At 53.9% G+C, this 19,203-nt stretch carries 23 protein-coding genes and 1 riboswitch; of the genes, 11 read left to right on the plus strand and 12 right to left on the minus strand.

From position 1 onward, the window contains the following. Nucleotides 1-118: 118 nt before the first annotated feature. Together ACZ2GZ_RS14305 and ACZ2GZ_RS14310 are read right to left on the minus strand one after the other, a co-directional pair. Nucleotides 119-631, minus strand: coding sequence for a type 1 glutamine amidotransferase domain-containing protein (locus tag ACZ2GZ_RS14305; protein ID WP_029596270.1), 513 nt, complete (start codon nt 629-631; stop codon nt 119-121). A gap of 68 nt (nt 632-699) precedes the next feature. Further along, the gene (locus tag ACZ2GZ_RS14310; RefSeq protein WP_058765462.1) at nt 700-1,290 is read right to left on the minus strand and encodes a DNA-3-methyladenine glycosylase; all 591 of its coding nucleotides are present in this window, start codon (nt 1,288-1,290) and stop codon (nt 700-702) included. Nucleotides 1,291-1,369: 79 nt separating this feature from the next. On the opposite strand from ACZ2GZ_RS14310, the gene ACZ2GZ_RS14315 reads away from it, so the two are divergent. Then, the gene (locus tag ACZ2GZ_RS14315; protein WP_470295372.1) at nt 1,370-1,888 is read left to right on the plus strand and encodes an NUDIX hydrolase; all 519 of its coding nucleotides are present in this window, start codon (nt 1,370-1,372) and stop codon (nt 1,886-1,888) included. 61 nt (nt 1,889-1,949) lie between these two features. Here ACZ2GZ_RS14315 and nhaC read toward each other — a convergent pair whose 3' ends face one another. Next, on the minus strand, nt 1,950-3,326 hold the full coding sequence (nhaC, locus tag ACZ2GZ_RS14320; RefSeq protein ID WP_214756392.1) for a Na+/H+ antiporter NhaC: 1,377 nt from the start codon (nt 3,324-3,326) through the stop codon (nt 1,950-1,952). Nucleotides 3,327-3,534: 208 nt separating this feature from the next. Between nhaC and queC the strand changes: the two genes are divergently transcribed. From queC to queF, 4 genes are read left to right on the plus strand one after another with little or no spacing between them, the layout of a single operon-like run. Continuing rightward, a complete protein-coding gene (gene queC / locus ACZ2GZ_RS14325) occupies nt 3,535-4,179 on the plus strand; it encodes a 7-cyano-7-deazaguanine synthase QueC (RefSeq protein ID WP_214827709.1) in 645 nt (214 codons plus the stop codon). Continuing rightward, nucleotides 4,176-4,631 (plus strand): 6-carboxytetrahydropterin synthase QueD, encoded by a 456-nt coding sequence (gene queD, locus ACZ2GZ_RS14330; protein WP_214827712.1) that lies wholly within the window; start codon nt 4,176-4,178, stop codon nt 4,629-4,631. Before queC ends, queD begins: the two co-directional genes overlap by 4 nt. Then, on the plus strand, nt 4,631-5,326 hold the full coding sequence (queE, locus tag ACZ2GZ_RS14335) for a 7-carboxy-7-deazaguanine synthase QueE (protein ID WP_251128705.1): 696 nt from the start codon (nt 4,631-4,633) through the stop codon (nt 5,324-5,326). Before queD ends, queE begins: the two co-directional genes overlap by 1 nt. Nucleotides 5,327-5,337: 11 nt before the next feature. Further along, nucleotides 5,338-5,826, plus strand: a complete 489-nt coding sequence (queF, locus tag ACZ2GZ_RS14340) for a preQ(1) synthase (RefSeq protein ID WP_021068099.1) — start codon at nt 5,338-5,340, stop codon at nt 5,824-5,826. 26 nt (nt 5,827-5,852) lie between these two features. On the opposite strand, the gene ACZ2GZ_RS14345 is transcribed toward queF, so the two are convergent. Next, nucleotides 5,853-6,509, minus strand: a complete 657-nt coding sequence (locus ACZ2GZ_RS14345; protein ID WP_131471624.1) for a TVP38/TMEM64 family protein — start codon at nt 6,507-6,509, stop codon at nt 5,853-5,855. Between the two features lie 115 nt (nt 6,510-6,624). Between ACZ2GZ_RS14345 and ACZ2GZ_RS14350 the strand changes: the two genes are divergently transcribed. Next, nucleotides 6,625-7,134 (plus strand): hypothetical protein, encoded by a 510-nt coding sequence (locus ACZ2GZ_RS14350; RefSeq protein ID WP_058765452.1) that lies wholly within the window; start codon nt 6,625-6,627, stop codon nt 7,132-7,134. 188 nt (nt 7,135-7,322) lie between these two features. On the opposite strand, the gene ACZ2GZ_RS14355 is transcribed toward ACZ2GZ_RS14350, so the two are convergent. From ACZ2GZ_RS14355 to ACZ2GZ_RS14365, 3 genes are all read right to left on the minus strand, one after another. Then, entirely contained in the window at nt 7,323-7,823 is a 501-nt protein-coding gene (locus ACZ2GZ_RS14355) for a hypothetical protein (RefSeq protein WP_131471626.1), read from the minus strand. 92 nt (nt 7,824-7,915) lie between these two features. Then, complete coding sequence (locus tag ACZ2GZ_RS14360) at nt 7,916-8,371, minus strand: GNAT family N-acetyltransferase (RefSeq protein ID WP_251131487.1); 456 nt, start codon at nt 8,369-8,371, stop codon at nt 7,916-7,918. Between the two features lie 58 nt (nt 8,372-8,429). Further along, nucleotides 8,430-9,194 carry a TrmH family RNA methyltransferase gene (locus tag ACZ2GZ_RS14365; protein WP_214799385.1) on the minus strand — a complete coding sequence of 255 codons (765 nt, stop codon included), beginning with the start codon at nt 9,192-9,194 and terminating at the stop codon, nt 8,430-8,432. A gap of 221 nt (nt 9,195-9,415) precedes the next feature. Between ACZ2GZ_RS14365 and ACZ2GZ_RS14370 the strand changes: the two genes are divergently transcribed. The 3 genes from ACZ2GZ_RS14370 (at nt 9,416) to ACZ2GZ_RS14380 (ending at nt 13,186) form a co-directional block, all read left to right on the plus strand. Beyond that, a complete protein-coding gene (locus tag ACZ2GZ_RS14370) occupies nt 9,416-11,044 on the plus strand; it encodes a PTS transporter subunit IIBC (protein ID WP_214762495.1) in 1,629 nt (542 codons plus the stop codon). A gap of 53 nt (nt 11,045-11,097) precedes the next feature. Then, the gene (locus ACZ2GZ_RS14375) at nt 11,098-11,889 is read left to right on the plus strand and encodes an endonuclease/exonuclease/phosphatase family protein (protein ID WP_214756394.1); all 792 of its coding nucleotides are present in this window, start codon (nt 11,098-11,100) and stop codon (nt 11,887-11,889) included. Between the two features lie 115 nt (nt 11,890-12,004). Beyond that, nucleotides 12,005-13,186 (plus strand): MFS transporter, encoded by a 1,182-nt coding sequence (locus ACZ2GZ_RS14380; RefSeq protein ID WP_214799387.1) that lies wholly within the window; start codon nt 12,005-12,007, stop codon nt 13,184-13,186. A 34-nt stretch (nt 13,187-13,220) separates the two neighbouring features. On the opposite strand, the gene ACZ2GZ_RS14385 is transcribed toward ACZ2GZ_RS14380, so the two are convergent. Beyond that, nucleotides 13,221-13,925: an alpha/beta family hydrolase gene (locus tag ACZ2GZ_RS14385; protein ID WP_214827721.1), complete on the minus strand. Its 705-nt coding sequence runs from the start codon at nt 13,923-13,925 to the stop codon at nt 13,221-13,223. Between the two features lie 75 nt (nt 13,926-14,000). Between ACZ2GZ_RS14385 and ACZ2GZ_RS14390 the strand changes: the two genes are divergently transcribed. Next, nucleotides 14,001-15,266 (plus strand): purine/pyrimidine permease, encoded by a 1,266-nt coding sequence (locus ACZ2GZ_RS14390; protein ID WP_029596280.1) that lies wholly within the window; start codon nt 14,001-14,003, stop codon nt 15,264-15,266. Nucleotides 15,267-15,287: 21 nt separating this feature from the next. On the opposite strand, the gene ACZ2GZ_RS14395 is transcribed toward ACZ2GZ_RS14390, so the two are convergent. Genes ACZ2GZ_RS14395 through ACZ2GZ_RS14410 form a run of 4 tightly spaced genes read right to left on the minus strand, consistent with a single transcriptional unit; the run spans nt 15,288 to nt 18,241 of the window. Next, nucleotides 15,288-15,680 carry an RDD family protein gene (locus ACZ2GZ_RS14395; RefSeq protein ID WP_029596281.1) on the minus strand — a complete coding sequence of 131 codons (393 nt, stop codon included), beginning with the start codon at nt 15,678-15,680 and terminating at the stop codon, nt 15,288-15,290. Then, entirely contained in the window at nt 15,677-16,324 is a 648-nt protein-coding gene (locus ACZ2GZ_RS14400; protein ID WP_021068087.1) for an NAD(P)H-binding protein, read from the minus strand. Before ACZ2GZ_RS14400 ends, ACZ2GZ_RS14395 begins: the two co-directional genes overlap by 4 nt. Before the next feature lie 34 nt (nt 16,325-16,358). After that, entirely contained in the window at nt 16,359-17,663 is a 1,305-nt protein-coding gene (locus ACZ2GZ_RS14405) for a nucleobase:cation symporter-2 family protein (protein WP_029596283.1), read from the minus strand. After that, nucleotides 17,660-18,241 (minus strand): xanthine phosphoribosyltransferase, encoded by a 582-nt coding sequence (locus tag ACZ2GZ_RS14410; RefSeq protein ID WP_131471634.1) that lies wholly within the window; start codon nt 18,239-18,241, stop codon nt 17,660-17,662. The genes ACZ2GZ_RS14405 and ACZ2GZ_RS14410 overlap by 4 nt, the downstream gene beginning before the upstream one ends. Before the next feature lie 77 nt (nt 18,242-18,318). Continuing rightward, a riboswitch (purine riboswitch) is annotated at nt 18,319-18,420 on the minus strand. 130 nt (nt 18,421-18,550) lie between these two features. Here ACZ2GZ_RS14410 and ACZ2GZ_RS14415 point away from each other — a divergent pair. Next, nucleotides 18,551-19,159: an NAD(P)-dependent oxidoreductase gene (locus tag ACZ2GZ_RS14415; protein ID WP_131471636.1), complete on the plus strand. Its 609-nt coding sequence runs from the start codon at nt 18,551-18,553 to the stop codon at nt 19,157-19,159. Nucleotides 19,160-19,203 lie beyond the last annotated feature (44 nt).

Here is a 19,203-nt window from a genome sequence, read left to right on the forward strand (position 1 = left end):
CACAACGTTTCGACCGACTTAACTAGGTGAACGTGCTCGTTTCATCATGCATCTCCTCCTTATTTGTCTATTCCCGCTGGCACAAAAAAAGCCACGGAAAAATTCCGTGGCCTGCACATTATTTAAGCAGATTGAGCATCTCGCGATTGAACGCCGGGATGTCATCCGGTTGTCGGCTCGTCACGAGCTGTTCTTGGCAGACGACGACTTCTTTGTCCGCATACTTCGCTCCAGCGTATTCCATGTCGACTTTAATCGACTTGTAGCCGGTCGCATCGCGGCCTTCGAGCGTCTTCGCCGTAATCAACAGCTGTGGTCCATGGCAGATGGCGAATACCGGCTTTTTCGCGTCCATGAACGCCTTGGCGAACTGGACGAAACGGTCATCTTCGCGTAACAAGTCAGGTGAGAATCCGCCCGGTAAGAGCAGTGCGTCAAAGTCTTCTGGTGAGACGTCGTCGATGGCTTTGTCGATTGTGACCTTCGACTCCCCTTGTTTGCCTTCGACTGTATTCCCAGCTTTCTTTTCAATCGTGACAACTTCGTGCCCCGCTTCCACCAATGCGTCGCGTGGACCCGTGAACTCTACGTCTTCAAACATGTCTGTGATTAGCGTTGCTACTTTTGCCATATTGAAACACTCCCTCATTATTTTTATGCACATAGGGAGTGTTCCACACCTAACCGGAGCATAAACATTCAGCGAAACTTGGAGACGTACGGATTCGAGCGTTCAAAGAAACGATACGGATAGTCACGCGCTTCGCCCGTGTTAGGAATGCCGATGCGCGGACCGGCCTCGATGTCTGGAATGACGTCCCCTTCGACGATATAGAGCGGTTCATGTTGGAGCGAATGCCCATACAGGTCCATCGTGATCCCGAGCGCTTTCGTCAGCTTGCCGGGACCGTTCGTCTGATCGAACCGTTTGATGCCAGGACGATTCATGTCGATGATGGCCTGTCCTTCAATCGGCTCGATGGCTCGGATGAGGACGGCTTCCGGCGTGCCGACCGGACCGCTCACGACGTTCAAGAGCGTATGCGTGTGCATCTGATACGTATAGACGTGTCCCGGCAATCCGAACATGACCTCGGTCCGATTCGTCCGTCTGCCCCCGAAGCTATGGGCCGCCCGATCGATGGCACCTAGATAGGCCTCCGTCTCAACGATTTTGCCGACAATCTGACCGTCGAGATGATTGTGGACGAGATAATGACCGAGTAGTGACCGGGCGAGTTCGAGCGTCGGTTGCTCGTAAAATGATGGATCGAGTCGTTTCATCGTCATCCCTCCTTAGGTTTATTTTCTCAAATGAAGACGGGGTGACACAAAGAAGATGCCTTTTCTGATCAAAGGGGTTTCATGATTGGAATCGAATGATATGACATACGAGAAAGTGAGGCGAAACAAGGTGGGGTATCTATTAGAGTTAAGACAGACAGTCGGGAACAGACCATTAATCTCTGTCGGGGCGACCATCCTCGTGTTGAATGAATACGGGGAGCTGTTGTTCCAACACCGGTCCGATACGAATGATTGGGGATTGCCCGGGGGATCGATGGAGTTGAATGAGACGTTAGAAGAAGTGGCCGCTCGTGAATTGAATGAAGAGACTGGTCTTGAAACCAATCAATTTGAACTCGTCGGTGTTTGTTCGGGACCGAAGTTTTACTTCAAGTATCCGAACGGGGACGAGACGCATAGTGTCATCAATCTTTTCCATGCGAAGCGCGTGCAAGGGACACTGGCCATGAACGACGGAGAAAGTCTGGACTTGCAGTATTTCTCAAGAGCTGACTTGCCATCGGACATCGAATCGAGGGCGCAAGCGCTCATCGACCAGTTCGGGGACACGCTATGGGAACTCGAGAGTTCTTTTGCCTAAGACATTCAAAAACCATCCAGGACATCGGATTGTCATGGATGGTTTTTTGTAAGTGATTCGATTAAGATGCGATTCGCATCGCCTCACGCTGCTTTCCCAACTTCACATATCCGAGAATAATCGAGAAGATTGGGCTGAGCCAGAGGAAGAAGGCGAACGGTGCATACTCAAGCACCGGCACGCCGAGCGTGGCGGCAAAAAACGCACCTGACACGCCCCATGGGATGAGCGGGTTGATGACCGTGCCGCCGTCTTCGAGGGCACGTGACAAGTAGCGCGGATCGATGCCACGGTCAATGAACCCTTGTTTGAACGCTTGCCCTGGGAGCAAGATTGACAAGTACTGTTCGCCAGCGAGCAAGTTGACCCCAATCGAGCTGAGGACGACCGAGAGCACGGAGCTGCCCGGAGACTTCAACCGTTCGAGCAAGGCGTCGACGATCGCTTGGAATACGCCGAGTTCACGGAGCAAGCCACCGAACGCGAGCGCAATCAAGACGAGACTGACCGACCAGAGCATCGACTCGAGTCCGCCACGATCGAGCACAGCTGCAATCGTCTCGTTCTCGACGCCCGACTTGAACCCGGCCTGCATGACACCGAACCAGTTTGTGACGTTCCAGTTGCCTTGAACGAAACCAGCTGTCAACACTCCGGCGAACATCCCGACGAGCATCGTCGGCAAGACCGGCATGCGACGGAACGCAAGCACCGCGACGAGAACCGGCGCGAGCAGCGTCAACCATGACAAGTTGAATCGTCCAGCGAGTGCTGCCTGCGCTTCAGCGATTTGCGTCGTATCCGCCGCTTGACCGCTCCGACCGAGAAGCGTGAACAAGACAAGGGTGATGAGGATGGCCGGTACGGTCGTCCCCATCATAAAGCGGATATGGTCGAACAGTTTGACACCAGCCACGGCTGGTGCGAAGTTCGTCGTATCCGACAGCGGGCTCATCTTGTCACCGAAGAGTGCACCCGAGACGATGGCCCCGGCTGCGAGCGCCGGAGAGATCCCGAGCGCCATCCCGATTCCGAACAAGGCGACCCCGACCGTACCGACTGTCGTGAAGGCACTGCCCGTGAACGACGAGACGATCATCGTGATGAGCAGGACGCTCGGCAAGAACCATTGTGCTGAAATTGTATCTAAACCGATGGAGAGGATCGTCGCCACGGTGCCAGACATTTGCCATACGCCAATCAACATCCCGATGAGCAGTAAAATCAAGACCGGCATGATGGCTTCACGGATCCCGCTAATCATCGCCGCTTCGATTCGTTTGAAATCACGCGTCCGATAATACGCGTAACCCCCTATTAATACCATTGTGCCAAAGATCGCCATATGTGGCGTCGCTTTGGCCAAAAACATCAGTGCGAGCAGGGAAATCCCGCTCATCAGCACGACGAATACAGCCTCTTTTCCTTTCATCTGCATCGACGTCCCCTCCTTTCAGTTCCATTATTTTCTACCTAACCGCTTAAACGCTTTTATGCGCGAAAGTGTTTCAGTGATGTTCTTTACTATACCTGCTTCTCTTTTCCCTGTCAAACGTCTTTTTATGGTAAAGTAAACGCTCGAGGGTGACCTCCGGAGTTCGTAACCTCCTCCGACATCAAAACTAGCGAAAAAGGAAGTGTGCACGTTGCAACACGAAAAAGCATTGGTCGTCTTTAGCGGCGGTCAAGATTCAACCACCTGTCTATTTTGGGCAAAACAACAATTCTCTCATGTGGAAGCGGTGACGTTCGCCTACGGGCAACGCCATGACGCGGAAATCGAGGTCGCAAAAGAAATTGCGGCCGAACTCGATGTCCCGCACCACATCCTCGATTTGTCCTTACTCGGACAACTCACCTCTAACGCGTTGACGAGACATGATCTCGACATCGACAATGCGGACGTCCCAAACACGTTCGTCGATGGACGCAATCACTTATTCTTATCCTTTGCGGCCGTCATGGCCAAACAGCTCGGTATGCATCACATCGTCACCGGCGTGTGTGAGACCGACTTCTCAGGTTATCCGGATTGCCGGGACCAATTCGTCAAGTCCTTGAACGTGACGCTCAACTTGGCGATGGACTATCCGTTCGTCATCGACACGCCGCTCATGTGGCTCGATAAAAAGCAGACGTGGGAACTCGCGGATCAGCTCGGTGCGTTCGATTTCGTCAAAGAACGGACGCTCACGTGCTATAACGGCATCCTCGGATCAGGTTGTGGCGAATGCCCGGCTTGCGTGCTCCGTCAAAACGGCCTTGTCGCTTATGAGGAGGTACGCGTATGAAGAACGCTCCATTCCTCGCCCCGACGAGTGTCAAAGCCAAACAGGACGGCTCGCTCATCTATTGTCCGCACCGCGTCCAAATCGTCAAAGAAGTGACGTTCGACGCCGCCCATCACTTGTTCGATTACGACGGCAAGTGCCGCGCGCTACACGGACATACGTATAAATTGCAAATGGGCATCAGCGGTTTTCTCGATAACCGTGGCATGACGCTCGACTTTGGTGATTTAAAAGCCATCTTTAAAGAAGAACTCGAACCATACCTCGACCATCGTTATTTGAATGAGTCGTTACCTTATATGAATACGACTGCCGAAAACATGTGCTACTGGATTTTCGAACAGCTCGCCAAGCACTTGCCTGACGAGCGCGACGTCCGCGTCGAATTCGTCAAACTGTACGAGACGCCGACCTCGTACGCCGAGTTCCGCCGCGAATGGTTGGTGGACTGATGAAAATCCCTGTCCTCGAAGTGTTCGGCCCGACGTTTCAAGGGGAAGGCCGCGCCATCGGGCAAAAGACGATGTTCGTCCGGACCGCCGGTTGCGATTATCGCTGTTCATGGTGCGACTCTGCCTTCACATGGGACGGCTCGGAGAAACCCGACATGCTCACAGCCGACGAAATCATCGAACGTCTCGACGCGCTCGGTGTGTACGACTACGTCACCATTTCGGGCGGTAACCCGCTCCTCATCGCCGCGATGAAAGAGCTCGTAGCGAAATTGAAGGCGCGTGACGTCAAGCTTGCCGTCGAGACGCAAGGCAGCCGCTATCAGGACTGGCTGTCTGACATCGACGACGTGACGCTCAGCCCGAAACCACCTTCTTCCGGCATGACGACCGACTGGGAGAAACTCGACGCCATCGTCGAACGACTGCGCCCCGAACAGATGACGTTCAAAGTCGCCGTCTTCGATGAGCTCGACCTCGCCTATGCGAAATCGGTCCAGACGCGCTATACGCCGGACGTCATGTACTTATCGGCCGGCAATCCTGAGCCTGGTGCGGACGGTGACATCACCGACGCCCAGCTTCGTCGCTTGAAACAACTATGGGAGGACGTCGCCCGTGATCCGTCATGGCAAAGCGTCCGTGTCCTGCCGCAACTGCACACATTACTGTACGCCAACGAACGTGGCGTCTAAGGAGAATACTCATGAGACCAGAAGACTTACAAGACTTGTCGCTCCTCGGACAGAAGAGCGTCCCCTACATTTTTGAATACGCACCGGACGTCCTCGAGGCGTTCCCGAACCGTCACCCGGAGAACGACTACTTCGTGAAGTTCAACGCACCGGAGTTCACGTCGCTCTGCCCGATCACGAACCAACCGGACTTCGCGACGATTTACATCTCATACATCCCGGACGAGAAGCTCGTCGAATCGAAATCGCTCAAGCTGTACTTGTTCAGCTTCCGCAACCACGGAGACTTCCATGAGAACTGCATCAACGTTATCGGAAAAGACCTCGTCAAGTTGATGGAGCCGCGCTATCTCGAAGTGTGGGGTAAGTTCACGCCACGCGGCGGCATCTCGATCGACCCGTACTACAACTACGGCAAGCCGGGCACGAAATATGAAAGAATGGCGGAACATCGTTTGTTCAACCACGATTTGTATCCTGAGACGGTCGACAACCGTTAAATCAAAAAGTAGGCGCCGATGAGCGCCTACTTCTTTTTATAACGATTGATTTGTCGTTTAATCGGTTCGCGGAACACGGTCGCAACGAGTGTCAAGACGACTAGCACGCCGAGCGCGAACAATACCATTTTTACATCGCCGCTTACGAGGCTGCTGCCGAGAAAGTTGTTCGCGAACGCCCCGGGAATCATCCCGACCATGGTCGCGAGCACGTACCCCGGGAGGCGCACTTTCGCGAGCCCGGAGGCATAGCTGACCAAGTCAAAGTTGACGAGCGGGATCAGGCGTAAAATCAAGACGTAGAAGAAGCCGTCCTCTTCGATTTTATGTTGCAGCTTCTCATAGCTGCTCGTCTCGAAATGATGCAAAAAGCGGTCACCAAAGCGAATCGCCACGTAGTACGCGACGAGGGCGCTGAGCGTGGCCCCAATGACCGTATAGACGACGCCGGCGAACGTCCCGAACGCCAAGCCGCCGGCGACGGACAAGACGGACGTCGGGAAGAGGATGAGCGGACGGAACGTGAACAAGATGATATAGACGAGCGGGGCGAGCCATCCGAATTGAACGATATAATCCCGAATCTCCGCCGGTCGCAAATCAATCCATTGATAGAGGAACATCGCCGTCCCGAACACGACCAAGACGATCGCAATGATCCACTGCGTTTTCCACTTGTTCATCGGTCGCCCTCCTCTCTTTCTTTCATCATATCGCCTCGTCTCGAAAAAGTAACGCCTTCCTTTTTTTAGGAGTCACATTATGGTACGGTTAGAAAAAGCAGAAGGAGGAATCCCTATGTACTTGGCAGATGCCATCAAACTGAAGAGCCTGCTCCATAAGCAGATTGATAAATTGTTAGAAGAAGTCGAGCGCGTCGCGTTCATCGAACTCGAGAAAGACGAGCCGCTCCCGACGATTCAATCGCGCTCACTCGAGGATATCGAAGTCGAACTCGAGTCGATTCGTCGAGATATGCGTTGTCTCGATCGTCTCGTTTATGAGGCGAACTTGAAGACGGTAATTGAGACGCACGACGGGCCACTCCCACTCGTCGAGGCCATTGAGTTCGCGATTCAACTACGTGCTCAGGCCCGCATGTATCAAGAACTATCCGAGCGTCCGAAGCGCGAGTTTCAATACGGTTTTGGTGAAGGGACTGCCGTCATCAAGCATGCACTCTACGATCCAGAGCTATATCGCTTGAAAGCGATTGACGTCGAGAAGCGGGCGAACCGCATCTCAAACGCCATCAACGCGGCCAACTATCGAACGGAGATTGACTTTGACCCGAGTCGTTACATGTGACCTTGGCCCGGTGAGACTCCGGGTCAAGGATTGGCGCCACCACTTGTTCCTACGTCTAGGATGAGCATACGGCCATGGACCAACCAATTACCGATGACCGATGACACCTTTACTTGTCACTCGTTCCTAACCAGACACGATTCAAGTGCGCCGAAAACGCGCCGGGGAACATTTCCCTGGCGCGTTTTTCACATGTGGTGATTATGATGGTCGTTGTGGTGATGATGATGATGCGAGCTCGAACTACGTCGCGGAGCCGGCTCGTCGGCGAACTTCTCCCCGTCTAAAATACCGAGCCGTTTATATTGGCGGTCAATCCGCTCTTTCGTCTCATCGTGCACGTGCGGTGACTCCATCACCAACTGGTAGCTGCCGAGCGCGACCCGGAACGGCTCCATCTGTGTCCGTTCGACCGGGAACGACGTCACGTCCCGCAAATAGTCGGCGAGACGGTTCGCCGACTCGTCACTCGGATGGTCGGCCAGATCTGACGCGAACTGCTGCATATCTTTCAATAGGCTGTTCGTCTTCACTTGATTGCGGATGCCTGCCATCACGGCGAACACAATCAGTGCGATAATACTAATAATCACAATCGGAAAGATGCTGAACATCCCCTCGAACAATGAATCCCCCATCCCGGTCGAATCGATATATACTTCCTCTCCAAATGCAAACGTATGGACCATGCTGTTGCCCCCCTTTTTCTATAAATACGGATGCAGTCCCATTTGGTTTCAAGACAATAAAAAAACCGTGGCATGCGCCACGGCTTCAGCGGTCAGTTCAATTGTTTCTCCATCATGATGCGAGGCTCGTTATCCTCTGTATACGCCCCCATGATGTCGTAGCCACACAACAGATTCAAGATGATGACCCCTTTGTTCGTGTTGCGCGCTTTCGTTCGAATCGAATGGAACCCTTGCGCCTTCACCCATTCGAGTTGCGTGTCCATCAACTTGCGGCCGATGCCATGCTTTTGAAACTCAGGGTGAACGCCGCCGGCCCAGCTATAGAAGCGATACGGCTCGGCCTCATAACCGATTTTGAAGCCGACGAGACGCTCGTCTGAAAACGCGAGCAACACGAGCGGATTCGCATAGCGATATAGCCGTTCTTTAAAACGCAGTTGATCGATGTCCCCGTATAACGTCCGATACAGGTTAAAGAATTCCTCTTCATAGTCTTTGAAATTCGTTGTCACATCTTTCACGATAAATGAACTGGTCGTACTCATCTTTCCATCCCCTTTCCGAATATGGACAAGTTGTTCGTACGCCTGTACCTTTCGCCGTTTACTCCGTTTTTCCTGTCTCGCGCGCAAAAGCGGTCAAACCTTTTTGCTTATACACGCCGAGCGACCGCTTCGGAAGGCTCTTCACCATCCAATTTTTTAAGATGCGTTGCTTGTCTTTCGCCTTCAGTCCATAGCCTTCCGTCACGACATGACGCGCCCGCGTCGTCACATCGTATAACGAGATGGCGGCAGCGACCGAGATGTTCAAGCTTTGGACATATCCTTGCATCGGAATCAGATAATTGCCGTCCGCCTTGGCGAGCGCCCGTTCCGATACGCCGTGATGCTCGTTCCCGAACAACAGCACCGTCGGTTTCGACACGTCGATGTCCTCAAGCGGAACCGCCTCTTCACTGAGTGCCGTGGCGAGAACTTGATATCCCTCCGCCTTCAACCGGTCAATCGCGTCCTCAATGGAAGGGTGTTCGACCACGTCGACCCAACGATCGGCGCTCTTGGCGATAATCGAGTTCGGTTTGAACTTGGCCCGACCCTCGACGACGTGCAACGTCTGCACACCGAACGCGTCCGCCGAGCGGAGCACGGCCGACTGATTGTGGGGATCATCGACCCCTTCCGTCAAAATCGTGATGTGGTTCGTCCGTAACGCCAACACTTCCTGCATCCGTTTGACACGGTCTGGCATCAACATGCTATACAGTAATCGATCTTCTTCTAATAACAGGCCCGACTGCAACAACTCCTTAAGCAAGGCCGCCTGCTCTTCTTTTGATAATGCCGATGTCGTCTGTCTCCATCCCATCGTTCTCGCCCCTTTCAACCTCTAGTATTGTAGCGAGATTCGTTCCGACTGACAAGCTGTGGGCGAAACGAGTCGAATCAGATTCGATTATGAAAATCCATGAAAATTAGGAAAACGGTTGCACAAATTTATGCAATCGATTACAATCATTTATGCAAGCGATTGCATTAGTGGTCGCCATAGACAGATAAAAAGTTCCGTATAGGAAGGAAGCGTATAGCATGAAACAACTCATCTCGTTCGACTTTTGGCAGAAACTCGGTAAGGCCTTAATGGTCGTCATTGCCGTCATGCCAGCCGCAGGTCTCATGATCTCGATCGGTAAATTAATTGGCATGTCAGCCGGAGACGTCAGCATCTTGCTCACGACGGCTCGCATCATTGAAGATCTCGGTTGGGGAATCATCGTCAACTTACATATCTTGTTCGCGGTCGCCATCGGTGGCTCGTGGGCGAAAGATAAAGCCGGCGGTGCTTTCGCTGCACTCATCGCCTTCATCTTGATTAACCGTGTCACAGGTGCCATCTTTGCCGTCAACGGAACGATGCTCCAAGACCCGGAAGCGACAGTCCAGTCACTCTTCGGAGCTGACCTTGTCGTCGCTGACTACTTCACATCAGTACTCGGTTCACCAGCTCTTAACATGGGCGTGTTCGTCGGGATTATCGCTGGTTTCCTCGGTGGTGCCCTTTATAACAAGTTTTATAACTTCAACAAATTGCCGAACGCCCTCTCGTTCTTCAACGGGAAGCGCTTCGTCCCATTCGTCGTCATCCTCGGTTCGGTCGTTGCCGCGATTGCCTTGTCAATCATTTGGCCGACGATTCAAGGTGCGCTCAACAGCTTCGGTGAATGGATTGCGACGTCACGCAACACGGCACCAGTCCTCGCGCCGTTCATCTATGGTGCGCTCGAACGCCTCCTCTTGCCGTTCGGACTTCACCATATGCTCACTGTGCCAATGAACTACACGGAACTTGGTGGCACGTATACGATTTTGACAGGTGCGACAGCCGGTTCGGTCGTTGCAGGTCAAGATCCGCTCTGGTTGGCTTGGGTAACGGACCTCGTTAACCTGCGTGCCGCTGGTGATACAGCCGCTTACAATGCATTGCTCGCAGACGTCGTACCGGCCCGCTTCAAAGTCGGTCAAGTCATCTTGTCGTTCGCTGCCTTGATCGGTGCTGCTTACGCGATGTACCGCAACGTTGACGAAGACAAGAAAGCACAATACAAGCCGATGTTCTTGTCGGCTGGTCTCGCCGTCTTCTTGACAGGTGTCACAGAACCAATCGAATTCATGTTCATGTTCGTCGCTCCAGTCCTTTACGTCGTCTATGCACTCATGGCCGGTGCCGCCTTCGCTTTGGCGGATGTCATCGACCTTCGTGTCCACGCATTCGGTGCGATTGAATTGCTCACACGGATCCCGATGATTGTGAAAGCAGGATTGCTCCAAGACTTGATTAACTTCTTCCTCGTGTCAGCGGCCTTCTTCTTCTTGAACTTCGGTGTGTTCAACTTCTTCATCAAGAAGATGAACCTTCCGACGCCTGGTCGCAACGGGAACTACATGGAAGAAACAACTGAGAAATCGAACGTGACCGGCAACGAGCAGGTCATGGGGATTATCGCTCTACTCGGTGGGGAAAATAACATTGAAGACGTCGATGCCTGCATGACGCGTCTGCGTGTCACAGTCAAAGACATGTCGCTCGTTTCAGAAGAGAGCGAATGGAAAAAGAACGGCGCCATGGGTCTCATCTTGAAAGACCGCGGTGTCCAAGCAATCTACGGCCCAAAAGCCGACGTATTGAAGTCTGATATTCAAGACGTCATCGGTGCATAATCAACAGGCCAGCTCGTACGAGTTGGCCTGTTTTTTTCTAAAGGAGGACTATCGTGAATATATTAACGCTGAACTGTCACGCCTGGTTAGAGGACCGTCAACAAGAGAAAATCGACTCGATTGTCGAACGGATCGCGAGCGAGGAATATGACATCATCGCACTCCAAGAAGTGAATCAACATAAAGAAGCCCCGCTCATCGATGGCTTGATTCGAGAGAACAACTTCGCCTATGTGCTCGTCGAGCGTTTGAAAGAACAAGGCGTCGATTACTACATGACGTGGGACTTCGCCCATTACGGCTATGACGTCTACGAGGAAGGGGTCGCAATCTTGTCGCGCACTCCGTTCGTGTCGACCGAATCGTTCTTCGTCTCGCAGACGACCGATCCGAACGATTACAAATCTCGGAAAATCGTCAAGGCGGTCTTGGACGGCTTGGATGCGCCGACGGCAATTTACTCATGTCACCTCGGTTGGTGGCATGACGCCGATGAACCGGTGCGCCATCAGCTCGATGAACTGTTGCGTCGCGTCGAGGACGACGATCGTGCCTTGTTGCTCGGTGACTTCAATAACGACGCGTTCATCCGTGGCGAAGGGTACGACTACTTGATTGAGCACGGTCTCCAAGACCTGTTCCATTTGGCGACCGAGCGTGAAGGTGATGCGACCGTCCAAGGTAAGATTGCCGGCTGGGACGAGAACAAGCAGGCGCTTCGCATCGACTTGATGCTGACGAACGCCCCGATTCATGTCTCGCGTCACGCCGTCGTCTTTGACGGCGAGAACGGTCCTGTCGTTTCCGACCACGCCGGTGTCGAAGCGACCGCGTTCTGGCGCTAATCAGACCCTTTTCTTTTACAATGTGAGAGAAAAGGGTTTTGCTTTTGGCGAAAATTCGGTATGGTTGGAAACGACTGATGTCTAACAACAATCTTTTTGAAAGTAGTGATTCTTTTTGACGACTTCTTCAACGCTCAGTCGGACCGACTGGACGCTCATTTTATCGCTCGCCTTGCTCACGTTCGTGCTCGGGACGAGTGAATTTGTCATCGTCGGGATTTTGCCTGATATCGCCGACGGTCTGTCGATTTCGATTGCCACGGCCGGAACGCTCGTCTCGGCATTTGCCATCACGTTCGCCATCGGGACCCCGCTGACGATGTCATTGACGAGTCATTTGCCGAAACGAAAACTGATGCTCACGCTCACCGCGCTATTCATCGTCTTCAACTTGTTCAGCAGTCTCGCCCCGACGTATGGGACGTTACTCGCGCTCCGGATGATGACCGCCGTCGTGACGGGCGTGCTCATCTCGCTCGCCATGCTCGTCGCCAGTGAATCGGTGCCGACCGGGAAGCGTGGGATTGCCGTCTCGTTCATCTTCGGTGGCTTCACGATGGCAAACGTATTCGGTGTCCCGCTCGGTACGTTCATCGGGCAACGGGCCGGATGGGAAACGACGTTCTTGTTGACGACCGCTTTAGGCGTCGTCGCATTTCTCGCCGTCTACCGCGTCGTCCCGAGTCAGTTGACGAGCGTCAAGACGTCGATTGCCGATCAGTTACGCCTCTTGACGAACCCGCGGATTTTAACCGCGTTCTTCATCCCCGCGTTCGGCTTCGGCGCGACGTACGTCGTCTATACGTATCTCGTGCCGATTTTGAAAGGCGTGCTCGGCGTCCCTGTCGCTTGGGTCAGCCCGATTCTGTTCGCTTACGGATTCATCTCCATCTTCAGCAATATGGCGGCCGGGAAAATCGCCAGCCATAATCCGATTGGACGGCTCCGGTTCGTCTTTCTCATCCAAGCGCTCGTCTTGGCTGCCTTATACGTGACGACATCGAACGTGACACTCGGTCTGATCAATATCGCGCTCATGTCGTTCATGGCAATTCTGCTGACGACCTCGACGCAAATCTATTTGATCGACTTGGCCGAAAAGTTCAATCCGGACGCCAAAGGCCTGGCTTCGTCACTCATGCCGGTCGCCAGCAACGTCGGGATCGGGATGGGCTCGGCCCTAGGTGGTCTTGTCTATGCGAACGCACCTGTCATGACGCTCGCCCTCGTCGGTGGCGCCGTCGCGCTCATGACCGCCTTGCTGACCGCGGTCAGTCATCAGCTCGACCAACGTTAAAACAGCGTGCCCCATGATGTGGGCACGCTGTTTTTTAGAGCCAATCCAAGATTTGATTAATCGTCTCGTCGAGTTGTTGTTTGGCGCTGAGTGGGCTATCGTTATCCCCGTCCTGCGGGCCGTACATTCCGAAGTTGGCGTGATTGCCGTCTTTGATTTGATGGAAGACGGCGTCATCCGGGACGTTGTCACGGCTCGCCTCGATATCAGCCGGTGTGGCCAGATCGTCACGTTCACCGGAAACCGACAAGACACGCAGATTGCTATCCGCCATTGTACTAATCGGATACGAGGCGAGGAAGATGACCCCCTCGACTTGCTCCTCGTGTTCGAGCGCGTAACCGGACGCCGCCGAACCGCCGAGTGAATGACCGCCGACGACCCAACGTTCGATGTCTGGATGGGCGGCGATAATCGTCTCCGCAGCATCAATATCTGCTATCCCGAGATTCAAGCGCAACGATGGGATGGCGACGAAGCCACCTTCCTCTGCCAGTCTGGTGCCATAGTAAGCGTACGCCTCTTTCTCGACTTTCGCTCCAGGATACAGGATGAAACCAACCTCGCTGTCTGTCTGCCCGAACTCGAGACGATTGTTCACTTCCGTCGCCTCAGCCGCGTAACCGAGCGCCTCTTCCGTCGGTCCGTACGTCAGTTGCGTCCACACGAGGAAGCCGATGATGGCGACCAAGATGACTCCTAATAGGCCGAGGCCAATCCACTTCAGTTTTTTCTTCATTATATACCTCCATTTGCATCAACTTCCCCGTCACGGTACACTAGTATTAAAAAAGGGAAATGGCAGGGGGACATCATGACCAAAAGTTCTGTAACCACGACGATTCAGTGGTTTATTTTTATTTTAGCTACAAACATTGTACCACCGCTCTCGATCGCTGCCTTATTTGAACTGTCGCCAGGCGAGACGATGACGTTCATCTCACGTTCACTGTTCGTCTTCGCACTCTTCAGCATCATCCAGACGCTTCTCGGCCACCGCCTGCCCATCTTAGAAGGACCAGCCGGGATTTGGTGGGGTGTGTTCACACTCTATGCCTCCATCGGTCCAGCACTTTATGGGAGCGGACAAGAGACGCTCCAAGCGCTCGGTTTCATGTTGTTCTTAAGTGGTGTGCTCGGTGTCGTCATGACTGTCACCGGACTGTTGCGACGGATGCTGTCGTTGTTCACCCCACAAGTGCTCGGGGTCTATATGATTCTGCTCGTCCTGCAACTGTCGGGTGCCGTCATCAAAGGCGGCTTTGGCGTGACCGAGGACGGCATTAACATCGTTCAAGCCGTCGCGACGGCCGGTCTCGTGTTGTTCGCGCTCACACTCGAGCGTAGCCGGTTCAAACAGTATGGACTCGTCATGACGCTCATCGCCGGATTTTGGTTGTTCAACTTGCTCGGACTCGGCAACCCGATTGTCCGTTCCGAGTCATTCTTCCTTGTTCCTGAACTGTTCCCGTTCGGAACGTGGGTGTGGGATTGGAACTTGCTTCCGACTGCGTTCGTCATCACGCTCCTTCTCATGACGAACGTCCTTGCCAATATCAAATTGATTGAACGCATCGTCAGCTCGCGTGAGAAGCGTCAAATCGAAGGCAACGTCCCGGCGTCTGGTGTCGTCAGTGGGATCAGTCAAATGGTGGCGGGCATGTTTGGGACACCCGGACCGGTCGCCATCTCTGGAACGGCTGGTTTCTTATCCTCGACGGAGAGCGTCCATCGCTCACCCCATCTCGTGGCCCACGCTGTGATGATGGTGCTCGCCCTCATCGGTCCGTTCGTTTCGCTCATCGCGAGCATCCCGGCCGCCGTTGGATACGCCATCGTCACCCCGCTGATCGCGACGATGATTATCATCGGGATTAACGAGGCAGCGTTCGAATTGAACCAAAAGACGGCGTCACTCACTGTCGGTCTTCCACTTGTGATTGGGGCCGGCGCGATGTTGCTCCCACCTGGGGCGATGAACGATTTGCCGCCGCTCTTGGCGACCGTGTTCTCGAACGGACTCGTCCTCGGAACAATCGTCGCCTTGACGACAGCCATCCTCAGCCGTATCAAAGACTAAAAAAACTGACCTCGCGTGAGGTCAGTTTTTTTCGGTTACGTGCATATGGAACGCAGCGTCGTGCGGCAAGACGGCACCGTCTTCGGCCTCGAAGTGTGCGCGGTCCTTGACGTAGGCGGCAATCGAGATCGTGTCGCGGTGAAGCGCCCGTTTGAACGCTTGCTCGGCCGTCACCGGTGTCCCATCGTCATTTTTCAACTCGAGACCCATCAGCTTATACCCGAGTGTCTGTCCGCCACGGCGCATCTGACATGCCTCGAGCGCGTAGGCGATGAGTGTCGGCGTGATGACGACGTGGACGAACTCGCTCTTCACTTTCTTGCGGACGAGCTGCTCGACACCAAAACTTAGCAATCCGGCAATGACACCGTCAATCAAGACGGCTTTGGTCCGTTTCTTCGTTAATGGGTTCATTGGCTCATCCTCTGCATCATGCCAGACGTCAATACTTCGATGCCTTGTCCTTCTTCCGCGGCCATAATCAACGCGCGCGCCACATGGAGCGCTTGAATCGGTGCAGCATCTGGTAATTTATCGAGCAATAACGGTTGGAGCGGACGGCTGACGACCTCGGCTGCTTTCTCGCCGAGACGGAACTCCTCGCGATCTCCGAGCAAGAGCGACGGACGGGCGATAATCAAGTGTTCGAAGCCAAACACTTTGAGCCCGTTCTCGAGCTCCCCTTTCACCCGGTTGTAGAAGAAAGGTGACCGAAGTGACGCGCCTTGCGCCGAGACGACGGCGTAACGTGTCGCCCCGTGTCGTTTCGCGACACGGGCCACTTCAAGCGGCAAGTCGAGATCGACATGTTTGAACGCCTGACGTGAACCGGCGACGGCAATCGTCGTCCCAAGTGCGCAGTAGACATCATCAATGTGCGGCAACGCCTCGTCCATTCCTTCGAACCCGACGACTTCATGCAGTTTCGGATGACTCCATCGTTTCGAGCGGCGGACGATTATCCAGACTTGATCATACCGTTCTTGTTCGAGCAACTGTTCGACGAGTTCGCGTCCAATCAATCCGGTGGCGCCAACGACAAGTGCAGTTTTCCCCATGCTTGTTCCCCCTAGTTACGTAGTTCCTTTCAGTCTAGCTGACTTGCCGGTTATCGGCAACGACCTCGGCCGGACGGAACCGATCGACGAGTCGGAAGAACCCGTTCAATAACAAGGCAGTGAACGATCCGGCGACGATGGCACTGTCCGTGAACAACTGCACCGCTTCCGGCATATTTGCGACGATGGCCGGGTTGGCCGTGATGCCAAGTCCGACACCGATCGACAAGGCGATTGTAATCAAGTTCTCATTTTTCGCAAAATCGACTTGGCTCAAAATCCGAATCCCTGACGCGGCGACCGTGCCGAACATGACGAGCATCGCCCCGCCGAGAACCGGTTTCGGGATCAATGTCGTGAACGTCGCGACTTTCGGCAAGAAGCCCAGCAAAATCAACAGACCGCTCGTCCAGAAGATGACGCGACGTGATTTGACGCCTGACAATTGGACGAGACCGACGTTTTGACTGAACGTCGTGTACGGGAAGCTGTTGAAAATCCCTCCGAGAATCGTTGCCACACCCTCGGCCCGATACCCTTTCGTCAACTCGTTCGAGCCAATCGGTTTTTTCGTGATATCGCTCAATGCTAAGAAGACACCGGTCGATTCAATCATCGAAATGATGGCCACGAGCGTCATGACGAGGATGGCCGAGACGTCAAACGTCGGCATCCCGAAGTAGAACGGTTGTACCATTTGGAACCAACCGGCCTCACGGACCGGACTGAAATCGACGAGACCGAGGAACGCGGCGACCCCTGTGCCGATCAAGACCGCGAACAAGACTGCGGCCGCGCGCGTGAACACGGTACCGATTCGGTTCAAGACAAGAATCAAACCGATGGTCAAGCCACCGAGCGCCAAGTTTTGCATCGAAGCGAAGCCAGGCTCACCCGGCATCCCGCCGCCGATGTCATTGACAGCGACTGGGATGAGCGAGAGACCGATAATCGTCACGACCGAGCCGAGCACGACCGGCGGGAAGAAGCGAGCCAGTTTCCCGACAAAGCCTGATATTAGAATAACGATAATCCCGCTCGCGATGAGTGCCCCATAGATGGCGGTGATTCCGCTCGAACTACCAATGGCAATCATCGGACCGACCGCGGTGAACGTACAACCGAGTACGACTGGCAGACCGACACCGGTGAAACGAGTCGTCCAGACTTGTAACAGCGTCGCGACGCCACACATGAACAAATCGATTGCGACGAGATACGCGAGTTCCGTCGGACCGAGTCCGATGGCACCACCGACGATGAGCGGGACGATGGCCGCGCCCGTGTACATGGCGAGTAAGTGTTGGAAACCAAGGCTGGCTGTCTTAAACGTATTCATCGGACCACCTCCACGAAGGAAATCTCACCCGCTTCAAGCTTCGCAATTCGGGCTAGTGACTCGACTTGATAGCCTCGCTCGAGCAACTTGTCCCGTCCCGGTTGGAACGACTTCTCGATGACGATGCCGACACCGGCGACGACCGCACCGGCGGATTCGACGAGTTGCGTCAAACCGAGAGCGGCTTCCCCGTTGGCGAGGAAGTCATCGATGACGAGCACTCGTTCTTCGGGTTGGACGAAGCGACGGCTCAAACTGATGCGGTTCGTCTCTTGTTTCGTGAACGAGTAAACGTCCGCTTCGACGAGATCGTCTTGGAGCGTAAGTGATTTACGTTTACGGGCAAAGACGAACGGGATGTTCATCTCAAGCGCCGTCATCATGGCTGGGGCGATTCCGCTCGATTCCAATGTGACGATACGATCGATTCCCGCGTCACGGAACCGGTCCGCGAACTCACGACCGATCGCCTGCATCAAGACAGGATCGACTTGATGGTTTAAGAAGGCATCGACTTTCAATACGTGTTCGGACAACGCTTGCCCTTCGTTTCTGATTTTGTCTTCTAACTGCTTCATTGTTTTCCCTCCAATAAAAAAATGCGATTCGTCACCCCAACCCGGGGACGACGAACCGCATGGAAACAAAACGAATGCACACGACAAGCGTCACCCGTAGTCGAACCATTTACGGTGGTTCGGTAGAGACTTGCGGGCCATATTCCCGCTGATATACGAGTGCGAATCTTTTATTTATATAAGATAGGACTTATTCTAGACGATATTTAATAAATTGCAACCTGTTTCTGAAAAGACGGCTAAAAGTTCGATTTTTCTGAAACTGCTGTATACTGAAGATACTGGAAAAACGAGAGGAGCCACATCCATATGAAGCTATTCGTATTAGGGGCCACCGGCCGGACCGGTCATCAGTTTGTCGACCAGGCCATCGAGCATGGCCACCATGTGACCGCCTTCGTGCGGGAACAGAAAAAATTGATTCCGACCCCGCAACTTGAAATCATTGAAGGCGACGTCACAGACAGCGCCGCTTTGACAGACGCCCTCGCTGGTCATGACGCCGTCATCAGCTGTCTCGGGACCGACTTGAGCGATTCGGACTTCTTGGCCCGCGTCACCGACGCACTCGTCCCGGCGCTGAAAGCAAATGACGTCACTCGGGTCGTCTACCTCGCCTCGGCTGGAATTGATAAAGAAATTCCGGGCCTTGCTGGTACGGTCGTGACGTTCATGCTTCGGAAGCCGCTCCGTGATCACCGGGCCGCGGTCGATTTGTGGCGCAACTCGTCGTTCGATTACACGATCGTGCGGCCGATGCAACTGACGGACGGCCCCCCGACCTCGGTGTATCGAACGTCTATCGACAGCATTCCAGACAACGGAAAACAGATTTCACGGGCCGATGTCGCCCAGTTCATGCTGAACGCCGTTGAAGAACAACACTTCGTCCGCCAATCAGTCGGGCTGGCGTACTAATTTTTTTGAATCCATGCTACAATATCGGATAGTCAACTTTGAAG

The sequence above is a fragment of the Exiguobacterium sp. KKT215 genome, assembly GCF_055635335.1.

What these genes read in the sequence shown, in the direction of transcription:
- ACZ2GZ_RS14400 (WP_021068087.1), bottom strand. Translation starts at nt 16,324, where the DNA reads ATGGGGAAAACTGCACTTGTCGTTGGCGCCACCGGATTGATTGGACGC.
- ACZ2GZ_RS14305 (WP_029596270.1), bottom strand. Translation starts at nt 631, where the DNA reads ATGGCAAAAGTAGCAACGCTAATCACAGACATGTTTGAAGACGTAGAG.
- ACZ2GZ_RS14345 (WP_131471624.1), bottom strand. Translation starts at nt 6,509, where the DNA reads ATGAACAAGTGGAAAACGCAGTGGATCATTGCGATCGTCTTGGTCGTG.
- ACZ2GZ_RS14365 (WP_214799385.1), bottom strand. Translation starts at nt 9,194, where the DNA reads ATGGGATGGAGACAGACGACATCGGCATTATCAAAAGAAGAGCAGGCG.
- queD (WP_214827712.1), top strand. Translation starts at nt 4,176, where the DNA reads ATGAAGAACGCTCCATTCCTCGCCCCGACGAGTGTCAAAGCCAAACAG.
- ACZ2GZ_RS14350 (WP_058765452.1), top strand. Translation starts at nt 6,625, where the DNA reads ATGTACTTGGCAGATGCCATCAAACTGAAGAGCCTGCTCCATAAGCAG.
- ACZ2GZ_RS14390 (WP_029596280.1), top strand. Translation starts at nt 14,001, where the DNA reads ATGACCAAAAGTTCTGTAACCACGACGATTCAGTGGTTTATTTTTATT.
- ACZ2GZ_RS14415 (WP_131471636.1), top strand. Translation starts at nt 18,551, where the DNA reads ATGAAGCTATTCGTATTAGGGGCCACCGGCCGGACCGGTCATCAGTTT.
- ACZ2GZ_RS14360 (WP_251131487.1), bottom strand. Translation starts at nt 8,371, where the DNA reads ATGAGTACGACCAGTTCATTTATCGTGAAAGATGTGACAACGAATTTC.
- queE (WP_251128705.1), top strand. Translation starts at nt 4,631, where the DNA reads ATGAAAATCCCTGTCCTCGAAGTGTTCGGCCCGACGTTTCAAGGGGAA.
- ACZ2GZ_RS14385 (WP_214827721.1), bottom strand. Translation starts at nt 13,925, where the DNA reads ATGAAGAAAAAACTGAAGTGGATTGGCCTCGGCCTATTAGGAGTCATC.
- ACZ2GZ_RS14410 (WP_131471634.1), bottom strand. Translation starts at nt 18,241, where the DNA reads ATGAAGCAGTTAGAAGACAAAATCAGAAACGAAGGGCAAGCGTTGTCC.
- queF (WP_021068099.1), top strand. Translation starts at nt 5,338, where the DNA reads ATGAGACCAGAAGACTTACAAGACTTGTCGCTCCTCGGACAGAAGAGC.
- ACZ2GZ_RS14310 (WP_058765462.1), bottom strand. Translation starts at nt 1,290, where the DNA reads ATGACGATGAAACGACTCGATCCATCATTTTACGAGCAACCGACGCTC.
- ACZ2GZ_RS14355 (WP_131471626.1), bottom strand. Translation starts at nt 7,823, where the DNA reads ATGGTCCATACGTTTGCATTTGGAGAGGAAGTATATATCGATTCGACC.
- nhaC (WP_214756392.1), bottom strand. Translation starts at nt 3,326, where the DNA reads ATGCAGATGAAAGGAAAAGAGGCTGTATTCGTCGTGCTGATGAGCGGG.
- ACZ2GZ_RS14405 (WP_029596283.1), bottom strand. Translation starts at nt 17,663, where the DNA reads ATGAATACGTTTAAGACAGCCAGCCTTGGTTTCCAACACTTACTCGCC.
- ACZ2GZ_RS14395 (WP_029596281.1), bottom strand. Translation starts at nt 15,680, where the DNA reads ATGAACCCATTAACGAAGAAACGGACCAAAGCCGTCTTGATTGACGGT.
- ACZ2GZ_RS14370 (WP_214762495.1), top strand. Translation starts at nt 9,416, where the DNA reads ATGAAACAACTCATCTCGTTCGACTTTTGGCAGAAACTCGGTAAGGCC.